Origin of the sequence: Caldicellulosiruptor sp. F32 (genome assembly GCF_000404025.1) — a bacterium.
In the GTDB taxonomy this organism is placed as follows: domain Bacteria; phylum Bacillota; class Thermoanaerobacteria; order Caldicellulosiruptorales; family Caldicellulosiruptoraceae; genus Caldicellulosiruptor; species Caldicellulosiruptor saccharolyticus.
On record NZ_APGP01000060.1, the window covers coordinates 1 to 18289 of the forward strand.

The following is an 18289-nucleotide window of genomic DNA, read 5'->3' on the forward strand; positions in this document are numbered from 1 at the left end:
CTTTCTACAGCTTCTATTTTATCGGGTAGCTGTGCCACTTTCAAAAATTATACGAATGTTTGTTTGGTTATTCTGAGTGAGATTTGCTATCAAATGTCGCTCAGATGACTGCAAATCTCATTTGGATGTGCATAAATCTCAAAAAAACTTAAAATAATATCTTTTTGAAATCCATTTTTTAAGGAGGAATCTATAGAGGTGAACCTTAAAGAAAAGAAGGCAAAAGAGTATCAAGATATGGTAAAAGCCCATGAGCTAAAAACAAACCTTCTCAAAAACTGCATATTTGCCTTTGTTGTCGGTGGAATTATTTGTGATATTGGTCAAGCCTTTTTAAACCTATATTCAATGTACTTTCCAAAAGATGAGGCACAGACACTTACATCCATCACAATGATTTTCCTTGGCGCGTTTTTGACAGGAATTGGCGTGTATGACAAAATAGGCAGGTTTGCAGGGGCTGGCAGCATTGTTCCAATCACCGGGTTTGCAAACTCAATTGTCTCACCTGCTGTTGAGTACAAAAAGGAAGGATTTGTGTTTGGAGTTGGTAGCAAAATGTTTTTGATTGCAGGACCTGTATTGGTCTATGGAATATCTACCTCAATACTAATTGGTCTTGTGTACTATTTTGTCAAAATTTTTCCAAAGATTTAATTGGCCTCAAGGCTGAACTAAGAAGCCAGCAAAGGGGGCTTTGGCAGATTGAAAAAGGTTGGAAAATCTACTTTCAAGTTTGAAAACTGCCCTATAATCTCAGACTGTTTTACCATTGTTGGTAAAAAGGAAGGAGAAGGTCCGCTTGGAATTTTCTTTGACATGGTAGTTGAAGATGAGTATGCCGGGCAAAAATCTTGGGAGCTTGCGGAAGGAAAGCTTCTGAACATAGCAATTTCAAAACTTATTCAAAAAAGTGGTTTTCCTCCTGATGAGGTTGACCTGATCTTAAGCGGCGACCTTTTGAACCAGCTCACAAGCTCTCACTTTGCCATAAGAGATTTGGATATTCCATTTATAGGGCTTTATGGCGCATGTTCAACTTTTGCACTCTCTGTTGGGCTTGCGTGTGTGTTTGTTGACGCTGGGTTTGCAAAAAACGTAATTGCTGCAACATCATCTCACTTTTGCTCTGCTGAAAAGCAGTTCAGATACCCTTTGGAGCTTGGTTGCCAGCGCCCCCCGACAGCACAGTGGACTGTCACAGGCGCAGCGTCGTTTTTGATAAAGCCTGAGGATGGCACTCAAAAGCCTAAAATCACTCACTTTACAGTTGGAAAAATCTTGGACTATGGTATAAAAGACTCGAACAACATGGGTGCGTGTATGGCACCTGCTGCGTTTGACACAATCACAACGCACCTTGAGGATACAAAAAGAGATTTTACCTACTACGACATAATTGTCACAGGTGATTTAGGATACGTGGGAAGAAAGCTTCTTGAAGAGCTTTTCAAAAAAGAAGGAAAAACCTTGTCATTTGAGCTTTTGGACTGTGGGATTTTGATGTTCGACCAAAAGACACAAGACACAGGAGCTGGAGCAAGCGGCTGTGCCGCCTCTGCGTGCGTATTTGGTGGATACTTTTACAAGCTCATGCTTCAAAAAACTTTCAAAAGAATTCTCATTGTACCAACTGGTGCTCTTTTGTCTTCTTCAACAGTCCAGCTTGGTGAAAGTATCCCTGTGATTGCTCATGCACTTTCAATTGAGATTGAGTAAATCCTTTGATGTATCTGCTTTTGTAGAGGTGATGATGACAAATGGATTATTTAATGGCATTTGTAGTTGGCGGGCTTATCTGTGTTGCTGGTCAGATTTTGATTGACAAGACAAAGCTGACATCCGCAAGAGTGCTTGTGCTCTTTGTAACCCTTGGCGCAATGTTGCAAGGTCTTGGGCTTTACCAAAAGCTTATTGATATTGCAGGTGCTGGGGCAACAGTCCCTCTTCCTGGCTTTGGATATTCTTTAGCAAAAGGTGCTATTGAAGAGGTGAAGAAAATTGGGCTAATAGGAGCCTTCACAGGGGGAGTGTCAAGGACAGCTGGCGGTATTGCCGCAGCTGTGTTTTTTGGGTATGTAATAGCGCTTATTTTTAATCCTAAGAGTAAGTAGAATTTCGGAAATGTAATTCATGGAACACTTGCAGATAAGGTCATGCAAGAGGGAGAAGGCATTCAGAATAATGAGGATTTTGGCAAAAAACGGCTCGGTTTGTAGCCTGCCCTTTGGGGATTGAAATTTTTCCAAATAGTAAGCTACTCAAAAAACAACCCTGAGAAAGAAAAGACAGAAAATTTTCTTTTACATAAATGTCTAAAAAATTCCAAAGCAGACGCAGCCAAATAAAAAAGGCTTGCGGGAAGATTTGCCAAGCTGCCCGCAAGCCTTACAATTTTACTGTGATAAATCAACATATTTCACACTCTTTCTTTCAACCAGCAGTCTATCATGCCCTGTGGAAGTCCCTGAATATATCTAACATACACTTTGAGGCCGTCGTACTTGACTTCTGTGACATTGCCTTCACCCTGAATGTGCAAAGAAATTTCTCTTGTCTGGCTCATCGGCAATTGGTTTTGTTGGGTCGACAATTTTTCTAAGCCTTGTCCACTGCTGAGTCTCACCATACGCCTGTATCTTTTCAGTGTCGTTTGAAATCTCATTGCCAAGCATTGTCCAGTTCATCGGAATACCAAATATTGTATAAATCTCTGCAAAAGTCTTCCCAAGATTCTCCAAATCAAACCCAGTCTCTTGGCAAAACATTGTGATGTTGTATTTCTCTAAAACCTCAACAATGCCCATGTAAAATCCCAAACTCAAAATTGCATCTAAGTATGCTTTTTTGTTGAGCTTTGGAGAGCTTTTAAAGTCTTTTAAAAGCTGGTCTTTTGCATGGCTGATGAGATTTTTAAGTTCATTTTTAATCTCATCTATAGAATGGTATGGATGGTAGTACAAATACAGTGGAACGTTATTTTTGATTGCTGAAAATAAAATGGTAAACATTTCTATCTTTTCTTTCAAAGACTTTCTCTTCTGTCGTATTTGTTGCTTTTGCAAAACTTTATTGTTACCTTTCTGGTCATCTTGTGGCTCTTGATAGATATTTCTCAAAAACGAAAAGTTGTGGTCGCAGGCTTCTTTTTTGCTGATCGGGGATGAGAAAAAAGCTGTATAGCTCTGTGGCTGAATATGTATCTCAAAAGATTCTGCTGTGCTTCCTATAATAGGGTCTGAAAACGTAAGGTATATCTTTGGACGCTTTTCTTCATGAATCCAGTGCATAAGTCTTGTAAAAACCGCAAAATGCCTTGATGCCTCTATCATTGCTGATATGTATATGTTGTGCCCACTTGAGATGTCAAGATAAATCTCATCCACATCTTCATTCATATACCTTTCTATCATGTCAAACAGAATCTCAAGGACTATATCGTCATAGCTACCATCAAGCTCTATATTTTTAAGATATGTCCCAAGCGAATGAATCACAACTGTTTCATCTCTCAGCCTCTCAAGAGGAAGCCTGTCTATTATTCCAAAAGGAGATTTGAGATATTCTGAAGGATTTTCATATATCCTTTCCAGTTCCTCTTATAATGAGTCATCTTCTACCCAATCTTTGAGCCTTTCATTTAGAACAATGCTGACAGGATAAATCACGGCTGCTTTTGCCTCTTGCCCTTGCTGTCTTAAAAAATCCCTTAAAACAAAGCTGGAAAGCTCTGAAACTTTTGAAAAGTTTACAACCTCATCATTAAATTTGGTTATAAAAAAGTCTTTTAGCGCAGCTTTGGGATTGTCAAATCGCCCAATTTGGTAAATAATCTTCATATAAAAACCCCTTTCTTCAAAAAAGGTTTGCAGACAAAATTTTTTTAGCTGCAAAGGATATATCTTCTGAATCTCTCATGCTTGAAGATCTTTATTAATTCAACAGAACCGTCTGGCTTTATAACTTCTTGAGCTGTTCTTTTAGTTGTGGCATAAATAGGAATAAAACCATTTTTGAAGCACCAGCTGACAAGATATACTGTTGCGCCAAAATCTCCTTGAATGAGGCAGTAGTTGAGGTTTTGGCTTTTGTTTCTACTCAAAAATGAAACAATAGGCTTGAACATTTCCTCATTTAAATCAACATCCGGCGGTATGTTGCTCCAAAAATTCTGCAAATCTTGAGGAAGTGAAATTATCTCCTCAACCCCAAGCACCTCTCTTGCTTCTTTTTCCTGTTCTTCTGTGAGAATGTGACTAAATATCAAAAACAGCCTATTCAAAACTTTTCACTCCTTTAATTCAAATTATATACTACTTTGCCAAAAAGTTGAATATTGATTTCATAAAAAAGGCGGGAAAGAGGAGTAAAAAACAATCCTCTTTTCCTGTTCAAATCTGTATATACTTAGTTTTCTTTATAAAAATCAGTATATCACATTTTAAAGCACCTTGAAGTTCTTTTCTTAATCCCTCTCAAAAGCCCTTTAACAACTAAAGAACAGAACCAAAACTGTTGCAAATACAAGAGGTTTTTTAAAGTATCTTTAAAAACTCTTTCCACCTGTTGACTTTTGATTTATCCATATACTGTCGTCAATAAAATGCAATCTTTTTATCACAACATTTGAAATTTTACCCACAGAAGAATATTTCGACAAATCCCATAATGTCATGTAGTTGTCAAGCGCAGGTATGCAAATGTTTTGTTTTATTCCTGTATACTGCATTGAGCCACTGCTGTCTTTTGCCGGCTGACCAAAAATTGTTAAACACGAAAACGAAAGTTCTATCGCATCAACAGGAGTTAAAGAAAGATTAAAAAGTTCAATTTTAGCAACTGGAAAATTGTAAGTCTTGGTGTCTACTTCGGTGCTATTTACATATATTGGACAGTTGTTGTTAGCCTTTTGATACAATCCAAATATAAATCTTAACTTGTTGATATATTCTTGAGTAGTGTAGTATTTTATCAGGTCAACACAATCTTCAAAAACGTAAACTTGCTTATCATAGTCACTGTCGTAATAAGTACAGCCAAGAACATAGTATTGTAATAGAGTATAATCATTTTTTTCCATTTCATCAAATAACTCGTCGATATCCTCACTTGTTCCTAAATAGCTTTTCCTCTTTTTTGGGTCATAATATGCATAAGCTATTGTATATTCCACTATTTTGGTATCATTCTTTAGTATTTTCAACAAAAAATTTAACTGGTCATAATACTCAGAAGTTTTTTGCTCTCCATCCAAGATTCCTAAAACAATATCTACCCTTTTGCCATTCATTTTTACACCGTTTTTCCTGTAAAGTTCATTTAGAAATATAAAAGGTTGTTTATTCAAATACAATACCGGTACCTGCTGACCATTTAAAATGCACCAGTTTTTAGGTTTGATGTTAACTGTATTAATTTTTTCGTTCCATTTGCTGCGAGGTACACCAACTACTGACTCTCCAAGCTGTCTGAAACAATAAACTCCATTTTCAGAACTTAGAATTTTGTAGCCATAGTAATCTAAATGAAAAACATTGACCATCAAGTTACCATTAACACTGTAAACAGGCAACTGAACGCCATCTATATAAACTTTATAGTCTGAAAGCTTAACCGTCACAGGCGAAGTCAACGCATATGAAATGGTATGACTAAAAAGGCAAATCAAAGCCAATGTTAAAGTTAAACTCAACACCTTTACAAATTTCTTCTTCATTTTCCCAACTCCCCTAAATTTTACCTACAATTTGTATTTTATTTATTATTTTGGTTTTTTCAGTTCAAAAAATATGCGAAGTTGATTTCATGTTAAATTCTTTTACTGGGCTGCTTCAATTAAACTCATACTTGGTTACCTATAACTACTCCGCAAAATCACAAGATGGGTGATTAACAATTTGTATTTTTAAAACACACAAATAGAATATAATTTCATTTTGACCAAAAGTCACATCTGTCGACCTCAGGTAGTAAAATTTTAAGATTTGATCTGTATGCGGTTTCAAGAAGATTTGACATGGTTTTTGCAAAGTTTCTGGCAGCAGCTGGATAGACGGAAGACTTTGAGGTGGCTATATAGCTTGATTTTTCTGGCTTGATGTGAGTTTCCCACAGATGTTTTGATATAAAAACATTGACAGGGGTGTATAATCTTGATATAATAAAATCAAGCTTTTTGACGTGTTTGTAGCCTACCCTTTGGGGATTGAAACGTTGAATGTCCAGTAAACACTTTCTCAGCTGAACCTTTGTTTGTAGCCTACCCTTTGGGGATTGAAACAAAATTTGGCCCCCTGCCCGCCGCTTGCCTCGCCTTGTTTGTAGCCTACCCTTTGGGGATTGAAACTCCAGAAGAAGCACTATCCAAAATTAAACAAATTTATGGTTTGTAGCCTACCCTTTGGGGATTGAAACACTATGAAATCGGTCATAATTCCATTTTGGTACTGAGTTTGTAGCCTACCCTTTGGGGATTGAAACAGCTGAGCTTTTTCAACCTGCAATGCTGCTTGCTTGGTTTGTAGCCTACCCTTTGGGGATTGAAACCACTACTTATTTTACGAATCGACCAACCAGCACTATGTTTGTAGCCTACCCTTTGGGGATTGAAACTGCTTGTAAAGAAATTGTAAGAGCATATATCTTGCGTTTGTAGCCTACCCTTTGGGGATTGAAACTTTCTATGCGTTCTGGCCGTGGTGGTGTAATTGCATGTTTGTAGCCTACCCTTTGGGGATTGAAACACAGGCTGTGGATAATTTTTGCAAGTTATCCATAGAGGTTTGTAGCCTACCCTTTGGGGATTGAAACTATTCGTATTCGGATTAGGATTCGGATTCTCGGGGGTTTGTAGCCTACCCTTTGGGGATTGAAACAGGTCATCAAGCCATTTCTCGCCGTATTCAACCGAGTTTGTAGCCTACCCTTTGGGGATTGAAACGCCGCCAACGTGTAACGCTCGCTTTTGGGGAACTGGGTTTGTAGCCTGCCCTTTGGGGATTGAAACGCTGTGGTTGAGATTGCAAAATTCCTGTATCTATAGTATCAATAAAATTAAGTGTTCTTCTTGGTTTGTTTGATTGAACACTTTTTTCCGATATGTTAAAATTTATTGTTAGAAGTAGTTTTATTAAAAGGTGAATAAAATGATAATTAGGAAAATAGTAAATGGCTATCAACTTGAGAAAATAGTGGACATTCCAGAAGCAGCAAAAAATATGCCTGTTGAACTGATAGTCAGAATACCTTCAAATAAAAGAAAAAAAAGTAAAAAAGGTGATGAAATTCTAAACGAATTGTCTGGTGTGTTTGGCAAATATAAAAACCCTAATTTAATCCCCAGTGAAGAAGAAGCATGGAAGAATACTGTGAGGGAAATATATGAGAAAGAACAAGAAGAAAATTTTAAAACTAATTGATGCCAATGTGATTCTGCGTTTTTTACTAAATGACATTGCTGAGCTTAATCAAATTGCCAAGGAAATTATCAAAAACAATGAAGTATTAATTTTGAATGAAGTAGTTGCCGAAATTGTTTACGTGTTAGAAAAAGTTTACAAAGTAGAAAGGAAAGACATTTGCAACACGTTGATAAAATTATTTAATCATCCAAATATCTTTGTTCAAGACTTAGAAGTGTTAACTGAGGCGCTAAAAGTTTATGTAGATAAAAGCATTGATTTTGTTGATGCTATATTAGTTGCCCAAAACAAATGCAAAGGTTATACAGTCTATACAATTTGATAAAAGACTCGAAAAACTTTTGTATTCATAATAAAATACACTCCTATGGCAACAAAAATTCTGTAGCCTTTACTTTGGGGATTTAAATGCTCTTTATCCCTCTTGACCGCTATCGAACCTTGTGATTTGTAGCCTGCCCTTTGGGGATTGATGCGGAAGAAGAGGATAAGAAAATATGTTTGATATTTCCCTTCCCATCTGCTATAATGTTTTCAGAATAACTCCTCAGGTGAAAACAATGAATAATAACCAGCTCCCTCATAACATAAACGACCTTGAGTACAAATACATATTCTCTAACAAAAGCATTTTCCTCAGGCTTTTGAAAAGGCTTGATGAGATTGGAATATTCAAAAACCTCACAGAAGACCAGCTTGAAAGAATTGACAAAAGCTATGTGCTACCTGATTTTTCTCAAGAAGAAAGTGATTTGCTTTACAAAGTAAGCCTAAAAGAAAAAGAAATTATCTTTTACATTTTGTTTGAACACCAGTCTTCAGTTGACCATTCAATGCCCTTGAGGCTTTTGTTTTACATCACAGATATATACAGAGACTATATCAAGGATTTTGACAGAGGGGAAATAAAGAAAAAGGGATTTACATTGCCGGCAGTTGTGCCGATAGTATTTTACGACGGGGAAGACAGGTGGACAGCCGCAAGAAGACTTAAGGAAAAGATTTTAGGATTTGAGGAGTTTGGAAATTGCGTAATTGATTTTGAGTATATATTGATTGACTTAAACCAAGCAGAAAGCATTTTGCAGGTAAAAGACATACTGAGCTTAATATTGAAGCTCAACAGGATAAAAAGGTATGAGGAGTTAGAGAGACTAATTTTAGAGCTTGGAGAATATTTATTGGGTGCAGAGGAGAAGGAGATAGAGGTATTGAAGGTATGTTTGCCAGCTGCTTTGAAGGAGCTTGATGAGATAGAAGTTGAGGCTGCTAAAAGAGCGATTGATGAGAGTGTAAGAGGGGGTGAAAAAGTTATGCCACTATTTCAGAATTTGAGAAAGATAAGAGAAGAGTTGATTTTTGAAGGACTGCAGCAAGGGCTTCAGCAAGGACTTCAGCAAGGTTTTGAGCAGAGCAGAATAGAGACAGCTGAGAGGATGATTTTAAAAGGTTACAAAGATGAGGAGATAGCAGAGATTACAGGGCTTTCGCTTGAGAGAATAAAAGAACTTCGTGCAAAGCATAGAAATTGATTGAAATTTTGAAAAATATCCTTTTGCCACAAGCATTTTTTGGTGCTGCTTGTGGCTTTTATTGTTTTAGCAAGCAGCAGAATAGAGATTTCAACTTTTGAGTTATTATTCGAAAGACAATTTATATTATTTCATTTTGACCAAAAGTCACATCTGTCGACCTCAGGTAGTAAAATTTTAAGGTTTGATTTGTATGCGGTTTCATAAAGATTTGACATGGTTTTTGCAAAGTTTCTGGCAGCAGCTGGATAGACGGAAGGCTTTGAGGTGGCTATATAGCTTGATTTTTCTGGCTTGATGTGAGTTTTCCACAGATGTTTTGATATAAAAACATTGACAGGGGTGCATAATCTTGATATAATAAAATCAAGCTTTTTTACGTGTTTGTAGCCTGCCCTTTGGGGATTGAAACCACTCTATCAACAATAAAAAAAGCCCCTCAAATGTGGAGCTTTGTATTCGGTTTTGCTGCTGCACTGCGTCAGCGAATAACATCGCTGCGTGCAACGTAGCATATCAACACACTACTATGATATCATATAAAGCTAAAAAATTTTTCCTGAAATTTTTTAAAAGCCTATTGACACGTGTAATTAACACGTGTTATAATATAGCTGTAAGGAGGAGGTGAATTTGAAACCCAAAGAATTAATAAAAATACTTGAAGAAGACGGATGGTATGAAGTTAGACAAAAAGGTTCACACAAACAGTTTAGGCACCCTGTTAAAAAAGGATTAGTGACAGTTCCATATCACAACAAGGACCTTGACCCAAAGACACTAAACAGTATTCTTAAGCAAGCAGGGTTAAAATAAAACCCTGTTGCTTAAGATATTAACATAGAGTTTAACTTTCTGGAAGTTAACTGTTTTGAGGTACACCATAAAAGAAAGGAGGTTTATTATGGCAGACAAATATATTTTCCCAGCAGTTTTTGAGCCAGGTGAAAACGGTGGATATTGTGTTACTTTCCCTGATTTGCCTGGATGTATAACAGAAGGAGAAACACTTGAAGAAGCTCTATATATGGCTAAAGAGGCATTAGAACTACACCTTTATGGTTTAGAAGAAGATAATGAAGAAATCCCCGAACCCACACCACCAGAAAAATTAGATATTCCGAGAGGAGCTTTTGTCGTTCCAATTATTGTCTATATGCCACCAGTGAGGGAAGAAATGGCAAATAAAAGTGTAAACAAAACTGTAACATTACCAAGGTGGTTAAATAAAGCTGCTGAAGAAGCTCACATTAATTTTTCTCAAGTTCTTCAAGAAGCCTTAAAAGTAAAGCTTGGCATAAAAGAACGTTTACAAGCTTAAAGGGAGAGAATGTTTCCTCTCCCTTTTTATATTTTAATCTCAATTATTTATTTTCTTGCCTCAAATTTTCTTGACTTTGTCAGTTTAAAACCCAAAAAGCTTGAGAGGGCTGGGATTGACAAAATATGGACCTCAATTTTGTCACTACATCATTTCCTTATACCAATAAATTCTAAGCCTTCCTCATATGTGATGAAATTTTTCGGCCCCTTTATCTTCATCACATTCAGTATTTCTCCAGCTTACTTTTATCCTTTGTTTTTTAAAATATTTCTTCCCTTTTATCTCTATTTAAGTACAATTTAATTCAATAAGCTTTTTTCTTGCCCATGCTCATTTTACACAAAACGTTTGACAAAACATTTCCAGAAGTTCTTTTGAGGCAAAAATTTCATACTTGCCAAAATACTCAATTCTCGATTCAATCAAATGCTGTTTCTTCAGACCATCTTTTATCACAAAGAAAAACCTCTGGTCTTCCGGGTATACTCCAAACTTTTGATAGTATATGCTCAAAAGATGTCTTCTTAGCATCTCTGAAAAAATCTCTGGCTGCCTGTCATATTCTAAGCAAGCACCGTCTTTTTGAGCAAACACTCCACTTAACAAATTTCCAATTGTCTTTGGTTGCTGGGTCCTGCATGAAATTCTCTTCAAGTAAATATCATCAAACAAAGCATTTAAATTTTCATAAATCTTTAATATGTTCTGTGTAACAAGCTCTAAAAAAGGTGTGGCAAGGTATATTCTAAAATCTTCGAACACCCATATGCCATCTTCAACTTCTTTTTTGTTTTTTGTTCTAATGGGTGAGATGGTAAAATGCTCTGTGGCAAGAAGACTTTTCAAAGCTTCATATACCTTAGAGTAATAAGAGGATGGCAAAAATACGCCATCCTCCCTTGCCCAGAAATGAAATGTAAAGTATTTTGCCATTTTTTCATCACAGCCCGTTCATTTTATAGTTACTTTTATCCACCCTGGAACTGTCCAAACCTGCCCGTTCTTGAACAAAAGCCGTCGTGACTTTGGAAATATGTTTGGATAGATTTTTGACTGAGTATCTACTTTTGAAAGTTGACTAAAATGGTTATTGTTGAAAAATATTCCCACAGTTTTTGAAAGATATCCTGTTGAAAATCCTATCTGGAGCAAAAACTGATTTTTGTCAAGAGAATCCAAATTGCTCAGGAGTTTTTGATACTCAGAAACAATCTGCTTTTGATTATATTTTGAGTAAAAGCTTATTTCTTTCTGGATATAATTCTTTGCAACAGATCTTAAAATCTGGGCAATAAACTCATATGGTGAAGATGTTGCTCCACTTGTCAAAAGCTTTCCCTTTAACCCTTTAACTGCGCTGTTGCCTTCAATTAAATCTTTTTCAGCTTTGATAGTTCCATAAAGCTTTACACCAGGTTTCAATCCTTCAGCAACAATGGCAGTTGCCTGCCCTGGGTCATCACTATTACCTTTTCTCGAAAACCATTTTGCCTGATTTGAACAAATGTTCAAAACTTTTATTTCAAAAACCCCTGCGCTCTCATGATCTGCAAAGCTGCTGTCGCTTACCTTTAGGTATTTGAACGGCGATTCATAAGGAGTTCCAAAAATCTTCTCATCTGCTTCACGGCTTACAAACTTGGGATCAACTCTGTTTCCGTTCAACACCTTCTGGTAAGCATTTGAGAGCGCATTCTCATAAAGCTGCAAAAGATTTTTCGAAAGACCTTTTGTTATGAAAGATCTCATTGCCCCTTTTAGCGACGAACCTGGAATGTAAAACCTGCCTGCACTTTTTACAAACGCAACTACTTCACTGTAAGGGCTTTTAACACCCTCAAGTTTAAGACTGTACTTTACCGCCTTTTTAAAATCTATGCCATATTTTTGTAAAATATCTTTTATATCGAAATCTTTTGAACCTGATGAAAGTCCTTGTGAAAGTTCTGCAATGAAGCTATCTTTAAAAAGGTTTTGCTCAAAGAGCTTATCAAAGTTCAAAAAGTACAAGTACTCTCCTTCTCTTACAAACTCAAAACTCTGAATTTTATCCTGTCCGCCTATGATTGTGGGAGTCAGAACTTCAATCTCGTATGTTTTGCTTTCAAAGCTATCTGCTGCCAAACAGCATCACCCCTTCCGGCAGAGGAACCAAAAAGGCAAGCCCAAAACAGTACACCTTGTGACTTAAAAACTTCTCGGGTGTGACATCAACCACTCTGCCACATATTTTACTGGAAAACACTGCACCCTCGCCAAACACACTTACAGTTTTTCTCTTTATCCCAAGCCCTGCTTTGGAGTAGACATATCCGCTTCGCGTCAAAATCTCGTAAAACACAACGCTTTTTATCTCATCTTCATCTTTTGGATTAACTAAGGACAAACTCATGTAATATTTTGATTTATCGCTTTTGAACTGCGGTACATCATCTTTAAAATCAACTTTAAAACTTCCAAGCCCGCAGGTTCTATCGCCGCCAAGTCCTTCATCGCCCAAAAGCCTTATTGCTGCTTTGATTTTATTTTCCTGCTCTTCGTTGTTAATCTTAAGATAGAACCACAAACCTGATTCTTTTTCAAACTCATAATGAGAAAAGTAATATATGTTAGAAGATGATGTTTGCCTGTCGATAGAAACTCTTGCCCTTTCCTTTGTCCTGCCAAGAGAAAAAGCCTTTTTCCTACCATTTTCAAACTCACTTTGCGGTATTAGAAAGCTTCCTGCCGGCCTGTATTTGAATAAAAAGCCTTCTAACAGATCCTTTTCTCTTACAAACTTTATTTTCTTGAGCTCCTTTTGATGTTCGGCATTTATTATTCCTTTATTCTTGTACTCATCCATGTTCAAGCCAAGAGGAACAGGCACAAAATACTGCGAATTGACATACGGCATTGTAGATGAAACCTCAAAAGGTGGTGTGCCGTTTATGAATTTGCTAATCAGCTTTTCAGTTTCATCTTTGCCGTAAAGCAGCGAATATGCGTTTATTATGCCAGACATAAGCGTGTCTGAATGCGCAAACGCTCTGGTGATGTTGTATAGTTTTTCCTTTTCGCCAATGTGCACAGGTGCTTTAAAGCTCATCACAGCTCTGCAAATTTTGTTTTTGTCCATTTCTATCACCTTTTAAAAGAAAAAATTTGTTAAGAAAGCTTTAGCTCATCAAGGCTTTTTGCCGTCGCTATTGGCTGAAGTTCACTTGAGTCTTTTTCATAATCGCTTGAATCCTTGTAGAATATCTCTATATCAACAAATTTTACTTTTCCATTTCCTCTTGAACCCTGCCCGCCAAGGTAATCATCTTCTAATAGCTTCATTGCTTTGATAAACTTTTCAAGGTAGTATTTCTGGTCATCTTTGCTGTCAACTTGAAATCTGTTTATGACAAACTCTGCTGAAAACTGTGCACCTGCAGGAACTCTTTCACTCTGTCTTGGATTTGCCTTTGATGTTATTCTATCTATATTATTTTCAAACTTCACTTCTGTCCACTCAAGGTCAAGGTTCTCCTTCATCTCTTCTGTGATGGAACTTTCTATCAGCTTTGCATCGCGAACAATGAGCCTTGTTGGAATGACTGCGTCTGTAAGATCTATTTTTCCACCACTTTTTAAATCATGAGAACCATGGTTTCTGCCAAAAAGTCCGCATACAGGACAATTCAAATCATCGCACATGTGAAGGCATATCTCTGGTTTGCCTTCCCTTTTGACCGACACAACAAGCAAATTATCTCTTACCTTCCCCTCAGCAAACTCCATCAATGCCCTCATCTTACCCTTGAGAGAAGAACCTGGAATGTAAGGCTTGCCTTCTGCATCTTTTACAACTGCATTGTCAATTCCACCAATCTCAAGGCTGTTGTTGCCCTCACCAATGTGAAGACCTGTTTGAGCTTCTATCTTGCACTTTATGATGTACTTTCCTTTTAAGATTACATCCATGGCAATAGTCTCCTCCTTTTGTGATTATTATTCTCTTCCACCAAAATACTTGTGATATGCAACAGCGCCTTCAAAAAAGTCTTTAAACCTGCTCAAAGCACCAGGGCTTTGCAAAGCCACAGGAATTGCTTTGTTAACTATCTCATGGAAATCTTTTATTTTTGGAAACCTTCCTGCTGTGTATGCAAGCTTTGCTTTCAAAAGATTTAATTTGTATTTATAATTTTCATCATCAGCAGAAAGTCTTTTTACTTCTGTAAACACTTTTCTCAGCTGAGTAACAGTAACACCACAATCTTTCAAAAGCCGACCTGTCTTTTCTGAAACTTCAGCTAAAACAGTACCATCTTTGTCCTTTGAAGGGTCAATCGCAGTTTGGATCTTGCTTAAAATATCATTTTTCAAGCTAACAATCGGATTTACATTCTGTTGCGCTGGCATAACAAATTCACCTCTCCGCAATTTATTTTTACCTTCTCAGTTCAAGCTCAGCCCAGCGTGCTGCAAGGTAAGAGTGTTTGTACAAAGAATTAGATTTTTTATCAATAATTTTTTGCAAAACATCTTCAAGCTCTTTTGAATACTTCTTATACCTCTCTTTTAGCCTTGCCATGAAATATACAAACCTCCACGATTTGAAAAGTTCATCCTGAGAACTTGAGGACGCCTTTTTAAGATTGCAAACGGCATAGACGCCGTTTATAAGCGCTTTTGAAACGTTTTTGTTCCCAATTAAATCTGCAATTGCCTCTTTTAATTTTTCCACATCCCCATAATCTTCCCAGCCGACAAAATTGCCGCCAAATGCAAAGCAGTCTTTCTTCTTACCGTCTTCTCTTTCGTACTCTTTGGCTTTGTCCAGATGCTCTCCACACACAATAGCAACCCTGTAAATTGGATACTTTTTATCTGGTGCTATTTCAAAGCCCATCGAAAGAGTAACATCAGAGTTCCAACAAGAAAAGCTTCTAAACTCTGTATAAATCCTGTGCGCTGTCTGTGGAAGAACATCCCACTGGCCAAGTATGCAAAAGTCATCCCCACCTGCATAAATAACAACAATATTGCCCTGCTGCTCACTTACAAGCCTGTTGAAATAGTAGCCAAAAAACAGCGAAAACTCCTCAGATAAAGTCATCACTCTTGAAATTGAATTGTCTTTGCCAAGCCCTTCTTTGAAAATTTTCCCCAGATTGTCCACATCACCGCGAACAATCCCCCATGTCTTTATTCCTTTTGAAGAATCTGATATCTCATCCAGTGTTTTTAGACTAACTTCATCTTTAAAAGGTGCATGTGTTGAAATATCAAGAGCTTCATAAAAATCAATCTCAAATCCAAATTTATTTGATTTATTCCCTTTTTCAATATTTACATTTCTTTCTAACAAGTACTCAAGCCGACTTCTGTCAATAACAATTGTACTTGCCATGTTTTCATAGTGGTTTGAAAATAAAATCTTTCGTCCAAATGCTTCAAAAACCTCTTCTACCCTATCAAAATCCGAAAAGTCCTTTTCTTTTCCCCATGAATCTATGACAAAATAGCTTTTCATAAGCCTGTCGCCAAACTCAACAAAGCTTTCACAAAATTCGCAAAAATCAGGATCATCTTGTTTTGGTTTTAGCTCCCTTGAACAATGAGGACATTTTTGTTCATAGTCCTCATGCGGCTCAAAAAACTTTAATTTTTCCTGTTCAATAATGCTTTTGAACTTGGAAATTTTCTTCCTGTAGATTTTCGATGAAACTCTGTCAAAGCAATCTCCAAAATTACCTGCAAAATCGTAAAGGTCAACTATTTCTGCATCAAGAAGTATGCTAATTGAACCTCTGTGTGCTTCAAATAACAGCCTATCAATCTTTTTCTGATACTGCTCAAGTTTTTCTGCAAAGTATGCAGGCATCAGAAGATAAAAATGCCCTCCGCCATTGAATATAAGGTTACAAATGGGCACTTCCTCTTCTTTTAAAATATATTTTGCAACTGTGTCAAGAAGAAACGAAATATAAAAAGACTTTGCTTTGAGCGCTTTTAAAGCGCCATCCATTTTTGTGTCAAAAACAAAATCCTGTATTCCGGATATATCACCTTTGACAAGACAAAAATATGGATAATCCCCTCGTTTTATTGAATAATCATTGCCAGGCAAAAGTTTTGTGTTCATAGACTCTAAAATTTTTACCCTTTCATTTTCCTGCAAGAATTCTTTTTTCAGCTGCCTGTCAAGACAAAATGCAATTGCAGCAGTTGACTTGCTGTGCGCCCAAAGGGATATGTCAGGCTGCGAATAGTAAAAAGCAGATGGAATGTTGTATGTGTAAATTCTAAGCAAGTTGTAAATGGCAGTTGCAAAATCTTCTAAGTCAAATGAGCTTCCAAAGCCATTTTTTAAAGCATTTACCTTTTTTGAAAACTCTGACCACAGGTTTTGATAGTCATCCTTTGCATCTGTGTTGAAACTTTTGGAAGGTGGTTCAACTTCATACCTTTTTTTCAGAAGCTTATAATAAGGAGTTTTCGTATTTCCCTTTTTTTCATCAAGGCTTATTTGGGACAAAACAGAGATCAAGTACTTTGACTTGTCATCTGCTGCTTCTTCGTCGCTTAAGTCTTTTCTGTCAACTTTTGCCGAAATCTTGTCAGCAACGCTTATCAAAAACTGCTGGTATGAAGATGGTCTGTGATGATACAGAACAAGAGATGTGACCGTTTTTAAACTTTCTGGCAAAAAATGTTCGACAAAAAACGCACTCCACTCCTGATGACGCGGTGAATATTTGCCTTCTCCCTTGTAAAACATTTCATACTCTTTTGAGATGTTCTTTTTAGCATCTTGGTTTTCTGTTCTCATAAAAAATTTGCCAATATCGTGCAGGATTGCGCCAAGAAAAAGAGTGTAGTCAAAGTTCTTATCTTCTTCTGTTTGATGAGCATTGTAAAAAATCATCTTTCTTGCCCACCTTCTTTTTTGTTGTGTATTCGACAGATTCAGTAATAACAATACACTTTATACCATTATACAACAAAATATCTTTGAAGAAAATATTTACAGGCAAAAATTTTACTTAAGTTCAAACAAATTATTTTCAATAATTGCCCTTGCACATTCAAGAGCCTTTTTCTTGAAATCTTCATAATCGGATATTCCTTTTGCTAATCCAAAATTGATATGACCATTTTTTACATGTGCACCAATAAACATAAAGCCCAAAAAGGACTTTTCTAAGTTCACAGAAAACAATATCTCGCCTGTTTCTATATTCTTGCCAATAAGCCTTAAAAAGGATAGTTTATAAACGGCAGGTTCTCTTCTTTTGCTTGCAGGAAAACTCCTTCTATTTGCTCAGTAATTTCTACTTTTTCTACTTCTGAGGCTTGTGAAAGACAATACTCTAAATAAGGGTCCCATATCATTATTATTCACCTTTCTTTTAGAAACTCATTTAAAAATTGCTCATTTAATTTTCTTCAAGACTTCCTCTTATTTCTTGTCTGCCAGTCCATGCGCTGAACTCTCTTATATAAATTGTTTTTAAAACTTCACAATCCATCGAATAATCATACAGGCACTTCAATCGTTCTTTGTTAATGGAAGAGTCATCCAAAACACTTACAACAATCTTATAATTTGCCGTTATTTTTCTGCAAGTTTCATAAAGCTTTTCAAGGTTTTGTTGGTCTATATCTTGATAAAGCATAAGCCTCTCGCTCAAGTCTTTCTTAAAATACTTTTTTGCAAGCTCAACCAAATTTTTGTCTCTGAGAATATAAATCCCTATCATCAAAAGTGCGTCCTCAAACATGTTCTCAACAGTGGGAATCCAGACAATTGTGCTGTCTGTGCTATTCTTCTTGTCGTCTTCAAAGCGGTTTTCCTGTGAAATTTTTCTTAGCACCCATGCAGGTTTATCATTTTCCCAAAGATTCAAGATATACTCTGGAATGATTCCACCGTGGTTCTGGTGAGATGTGCCTACAAGCACAGAACAGGTAACTGTTCCCATTTTACACTCCCCCTTTTTTCTTTTAAACTTTTTTAGAGTAGGCAATTTTCTTGTTCC

The 18289-nt window shown here is 36.7% G+C and carries 19 protein-coding genes, 1 pseudogene and 1 CRISPR repeat array; of the genes and pseudogenes, 8 read left to right on the forward strand and 12 right to left on the reverse strand.

Going from position 1 to position 18289, the window contains the following annotated elements; all coding sequences use genetic code 11:
* Positions 1–198: 198 nt before the first annotated feature.
* Genes spoVAC through spoVAE form a run of 3 tightly spaced genes read left to right on the forward strand, consistent with a single transcriptional unit; the run spans position 199 to position 2114 of the window.
* Positions 199–657 (forward strand): stage V sporulation protein AC, encoded by a 459-nt coding sequence (gene spoVAC / locus H964_RS06095; protein WP_039765717.1) that lies wholly within the window; start codon positions 199–201, stop codon positions 655–657.
* A 48-nt stretch (positions 658–705) separates the two neighbouring features.
* A complete protein-coding gene (gene spoVAD / locus H964_RS06100; protein ID WP_039765720.1) occupies positions 706–1719 on the forward strand; it encodes a stage V sporulation protein AD in 1014 nt (337 codons plus the stop codon).
* Positions 1720–1760: 41 nt separating this feature from the next.
* On the forward strand, positions 1761–2114 hold the full coding sequence (spoVAE, locus tag H964_RS06105) for a stage V sporulation protein AE (protein ID WP_039765723.1): 354 nt from the start codon (positions 1761–1763) through the stop codon (positions 2112–2114).
* A gap of 305 nt (positions 2115–2419) precedes the next feature.
* On the opposite strand, the pseudogene csx1 reads toward spoVAE, so the two are convergent.
* The 3 genes and pseudogenes from csx1 to H964_RS06120 form a co-directional block, all read right to left on the reverse strand.
* Positions 2420–3839 (reverse strand): annotated as a pseudogene (gene csx1, locus H964_RS06110) (CRISPR-associated CARF protein Csx1).
* Between the two features lie 44 nt (positions 3840–3883).
* The gene (gene csx20 / locus H964_RS06115; protein WP_039765725.1) at positions 3884–4282 is read right to left on the reverse strand and encodes a CRISPR-associated protein Csx20; all 399 of its coding nucleotides are present in this window, start codon (positions 4280–4282) and stop codon (positions 3884–3886) included.
* Between the two features lie 264 nt (positions 4283–4546).
* On the reverse strand, positions 4547–5716 hold the full coding sequence (locus tag H964_RS06120) for a hypothetical protein (RefSeq protein ID WP_039765726.1): 1170 nt from the start codon (positions 5714–5716) through the stop codon (positions 4547–4549).
* 466 nt (positions 5717–6182) lie between these two features.
* Positions 6183–7006: direct repeats of the CRISPR family, unit length 30 nt; unit sequence GTTTGTAGCCTACCCTTTGGGGATTGAAAC.
* 139 nt (positions 7007–7145) lie between these two features.
* Here H964_RS06120 and H964_RS06130 point away from each other — a divergent pair.
* From H964_RS06130 to H964_RS06150, 5 genes are all read left to right on the forward strand, one after another.
* Complete coding sequence (locus tag H964_RS06130; RefSeq protein WP_011915702.1) at positions 7146–7418, forward strand: hypothetical protein; 273 nt, start codon at positions 7146–7148, stop codon at positions 7416–7418.
* Positions 7381–7743, forward strand: coding sequence for a PIN domain-containing protein (locus tag H964_RS06135; protein ID WP_202804052.1), 363 nt, complete (start codon positions 7381–7383; stop codon positions 7741–7743). Before H964_RS06130 ends, H964_RS06135 begins: the two co-directional genes overlap by 38 nt.
* 175 nt (positions 7744–7918) lie before the next feature.
* Positions 7919–8953, forward strand: coding sequence for an Rpn family recombination-promoting nuclease/putative transposase (locus tag H964_RS06140; protein WP_228369941.1), 1035 nt, complete (start codon positions 7919–7921; stop codon positions 8951–8953).
* Positions 8954–9586: 633 nt separating this feature from the next.
* Positions 9587–9769 carry a type II toxin-antitoxin system HicA family toxin gene (locus H964_RS06145; protein ID WP_011915699.1) on the forward strand — a complete coding sequence of 61 codons (183 nt, stop codon included), beginning with the start codon at positions 9587–9589 and terminating at the stop codon, positions 9767–9769.
* An 88-nt stretch (positions 9770–9857) separates the two neighbouring features.
* Complete coding sequence (locus tag H964_RS06150) at positions 9858–10274, forward strand: type II toxin-antitoxin system HicB family antitoxin (RefSeq protein ID WP_011915698.1); 417 nt, start codon at positions 9858–9860, stop codon at positions 10272–10274.
* 333 nt (positions 10275–10607) lie between these two features.
* On the opposite strand, the gene H964_RS06160 is transcribed toward H964_RS06150, so the two are convergent.
* The 9 genes from H964_RS06160 to H964_RS12950 form a co-directional block, all read right to left on the reverse strand.
* Positions 10608–11210: a hypothetical protein gene (locus H964_RS06160; protein WP_039765734.1), complete on the reverse strand. Its 603-nt coding sequence runs from the start codon at positions 11208–11210 to the stop codon at positions 10608–10610.
* A gap of 18 nt (positions 11211–11228) precedes the next feature.
* Positions 11229–12401, reverse strand: a complete 1173-nt coding sequence (gene csm5, locus H964_RS06165; RefSeq protein ID WP_039765737.1) for a type III-A CRISPR-associated RAMP protein Csm5 — start codon at positions 12399–12401, stop codon at positions 11229–11231.
* Entirely contained in the window at positions 12388–13395 is a 1008-nt protein-coding gene (gene csm4 / locus H964_RS06170; protein ID WP_039765739.1) for a type III-A CRISPR-associated RAMP protein Csm4, read from the reverse strand. Before csm4 ends, csm5 begins: the two co-directional genes overlap by 14 nt.
* Positions 13396–13424: 29 nt before the next feature.
* Positions 13425–14225 carry a type III-A CRISPR-associated RAMP protein Csm3 gene (gene csm3 / locus H964_RS06175; RefSeq protein ID WP_039765741.1) on the reverse strand — a complete coding sequence of 267 codons (801 nt, stop codon included), beginning with the start codon at positions 14223–14225 and terminating at the stop codon, positions 13425–13427.
* Between the two features lie 27 nt (positions 14226–14252).
* Entirely contained in the window at positions 14253–14666 is a 414-nt protein-coding gene (csm2, locus tag H964_RS06180; RefSeq protein WP_039765743.1) for a type III-A CRISPR-associated protein Csm2, read from the reverse strand.
* 28 nt (positions 14667–14694) lie between these two features.
* On the reverse strand, positions 14695–17175 hold the full coding sequence (cas10, locus tag H964_RS06185; RefSeq protein ID WP_039765744.1) for a type III-A CRISPR-associated protein Cas10/Csm1: 2481 nt from the start codon (positions 17173–17175) through the stop codon (positions 14695–14697).
* A 114-nt stretch (positions 17176–17289) separates the two neighbouring features.
* The gene (locus H964_RS12940; RefSeq protein WP_228369937.1) at positions 17290–17460 is read right to left on the reverse strand and encodes a hypothetical protein; all 171 of its coding nucleotides are present in this window, start codon (positions 17458–17460) and stop codon (positions 17290–17292) included.
* Positions 17461–17504: 44 nt separating this feature from the next.
* Positions 17505–17642 carry a hypothetical protein gene (locus H964_RS12945; protein ID WP_237738225.1) on the reverse strand — a complete coding sequence of 46 codons (138 nt, stop codon included), beginning with the start codon at positions 17640–17642 and terminating at the stop codon, positions 17505–17507.
* A gap of 44 nt (positions 17643–17686) precedes the next feature.
* Positions 17687–18232: a hypothetical protein gene (locus H964_RS12950; RefSeq protein WP_011915691.1), complete on the reverse strand. Its 546-nt coding sequence runs from the start codon at positions 18230–18232 to the stop codon at positions 17687–17689.
* Positions 18233–18289: the final 57 nt, after the last annotated feature.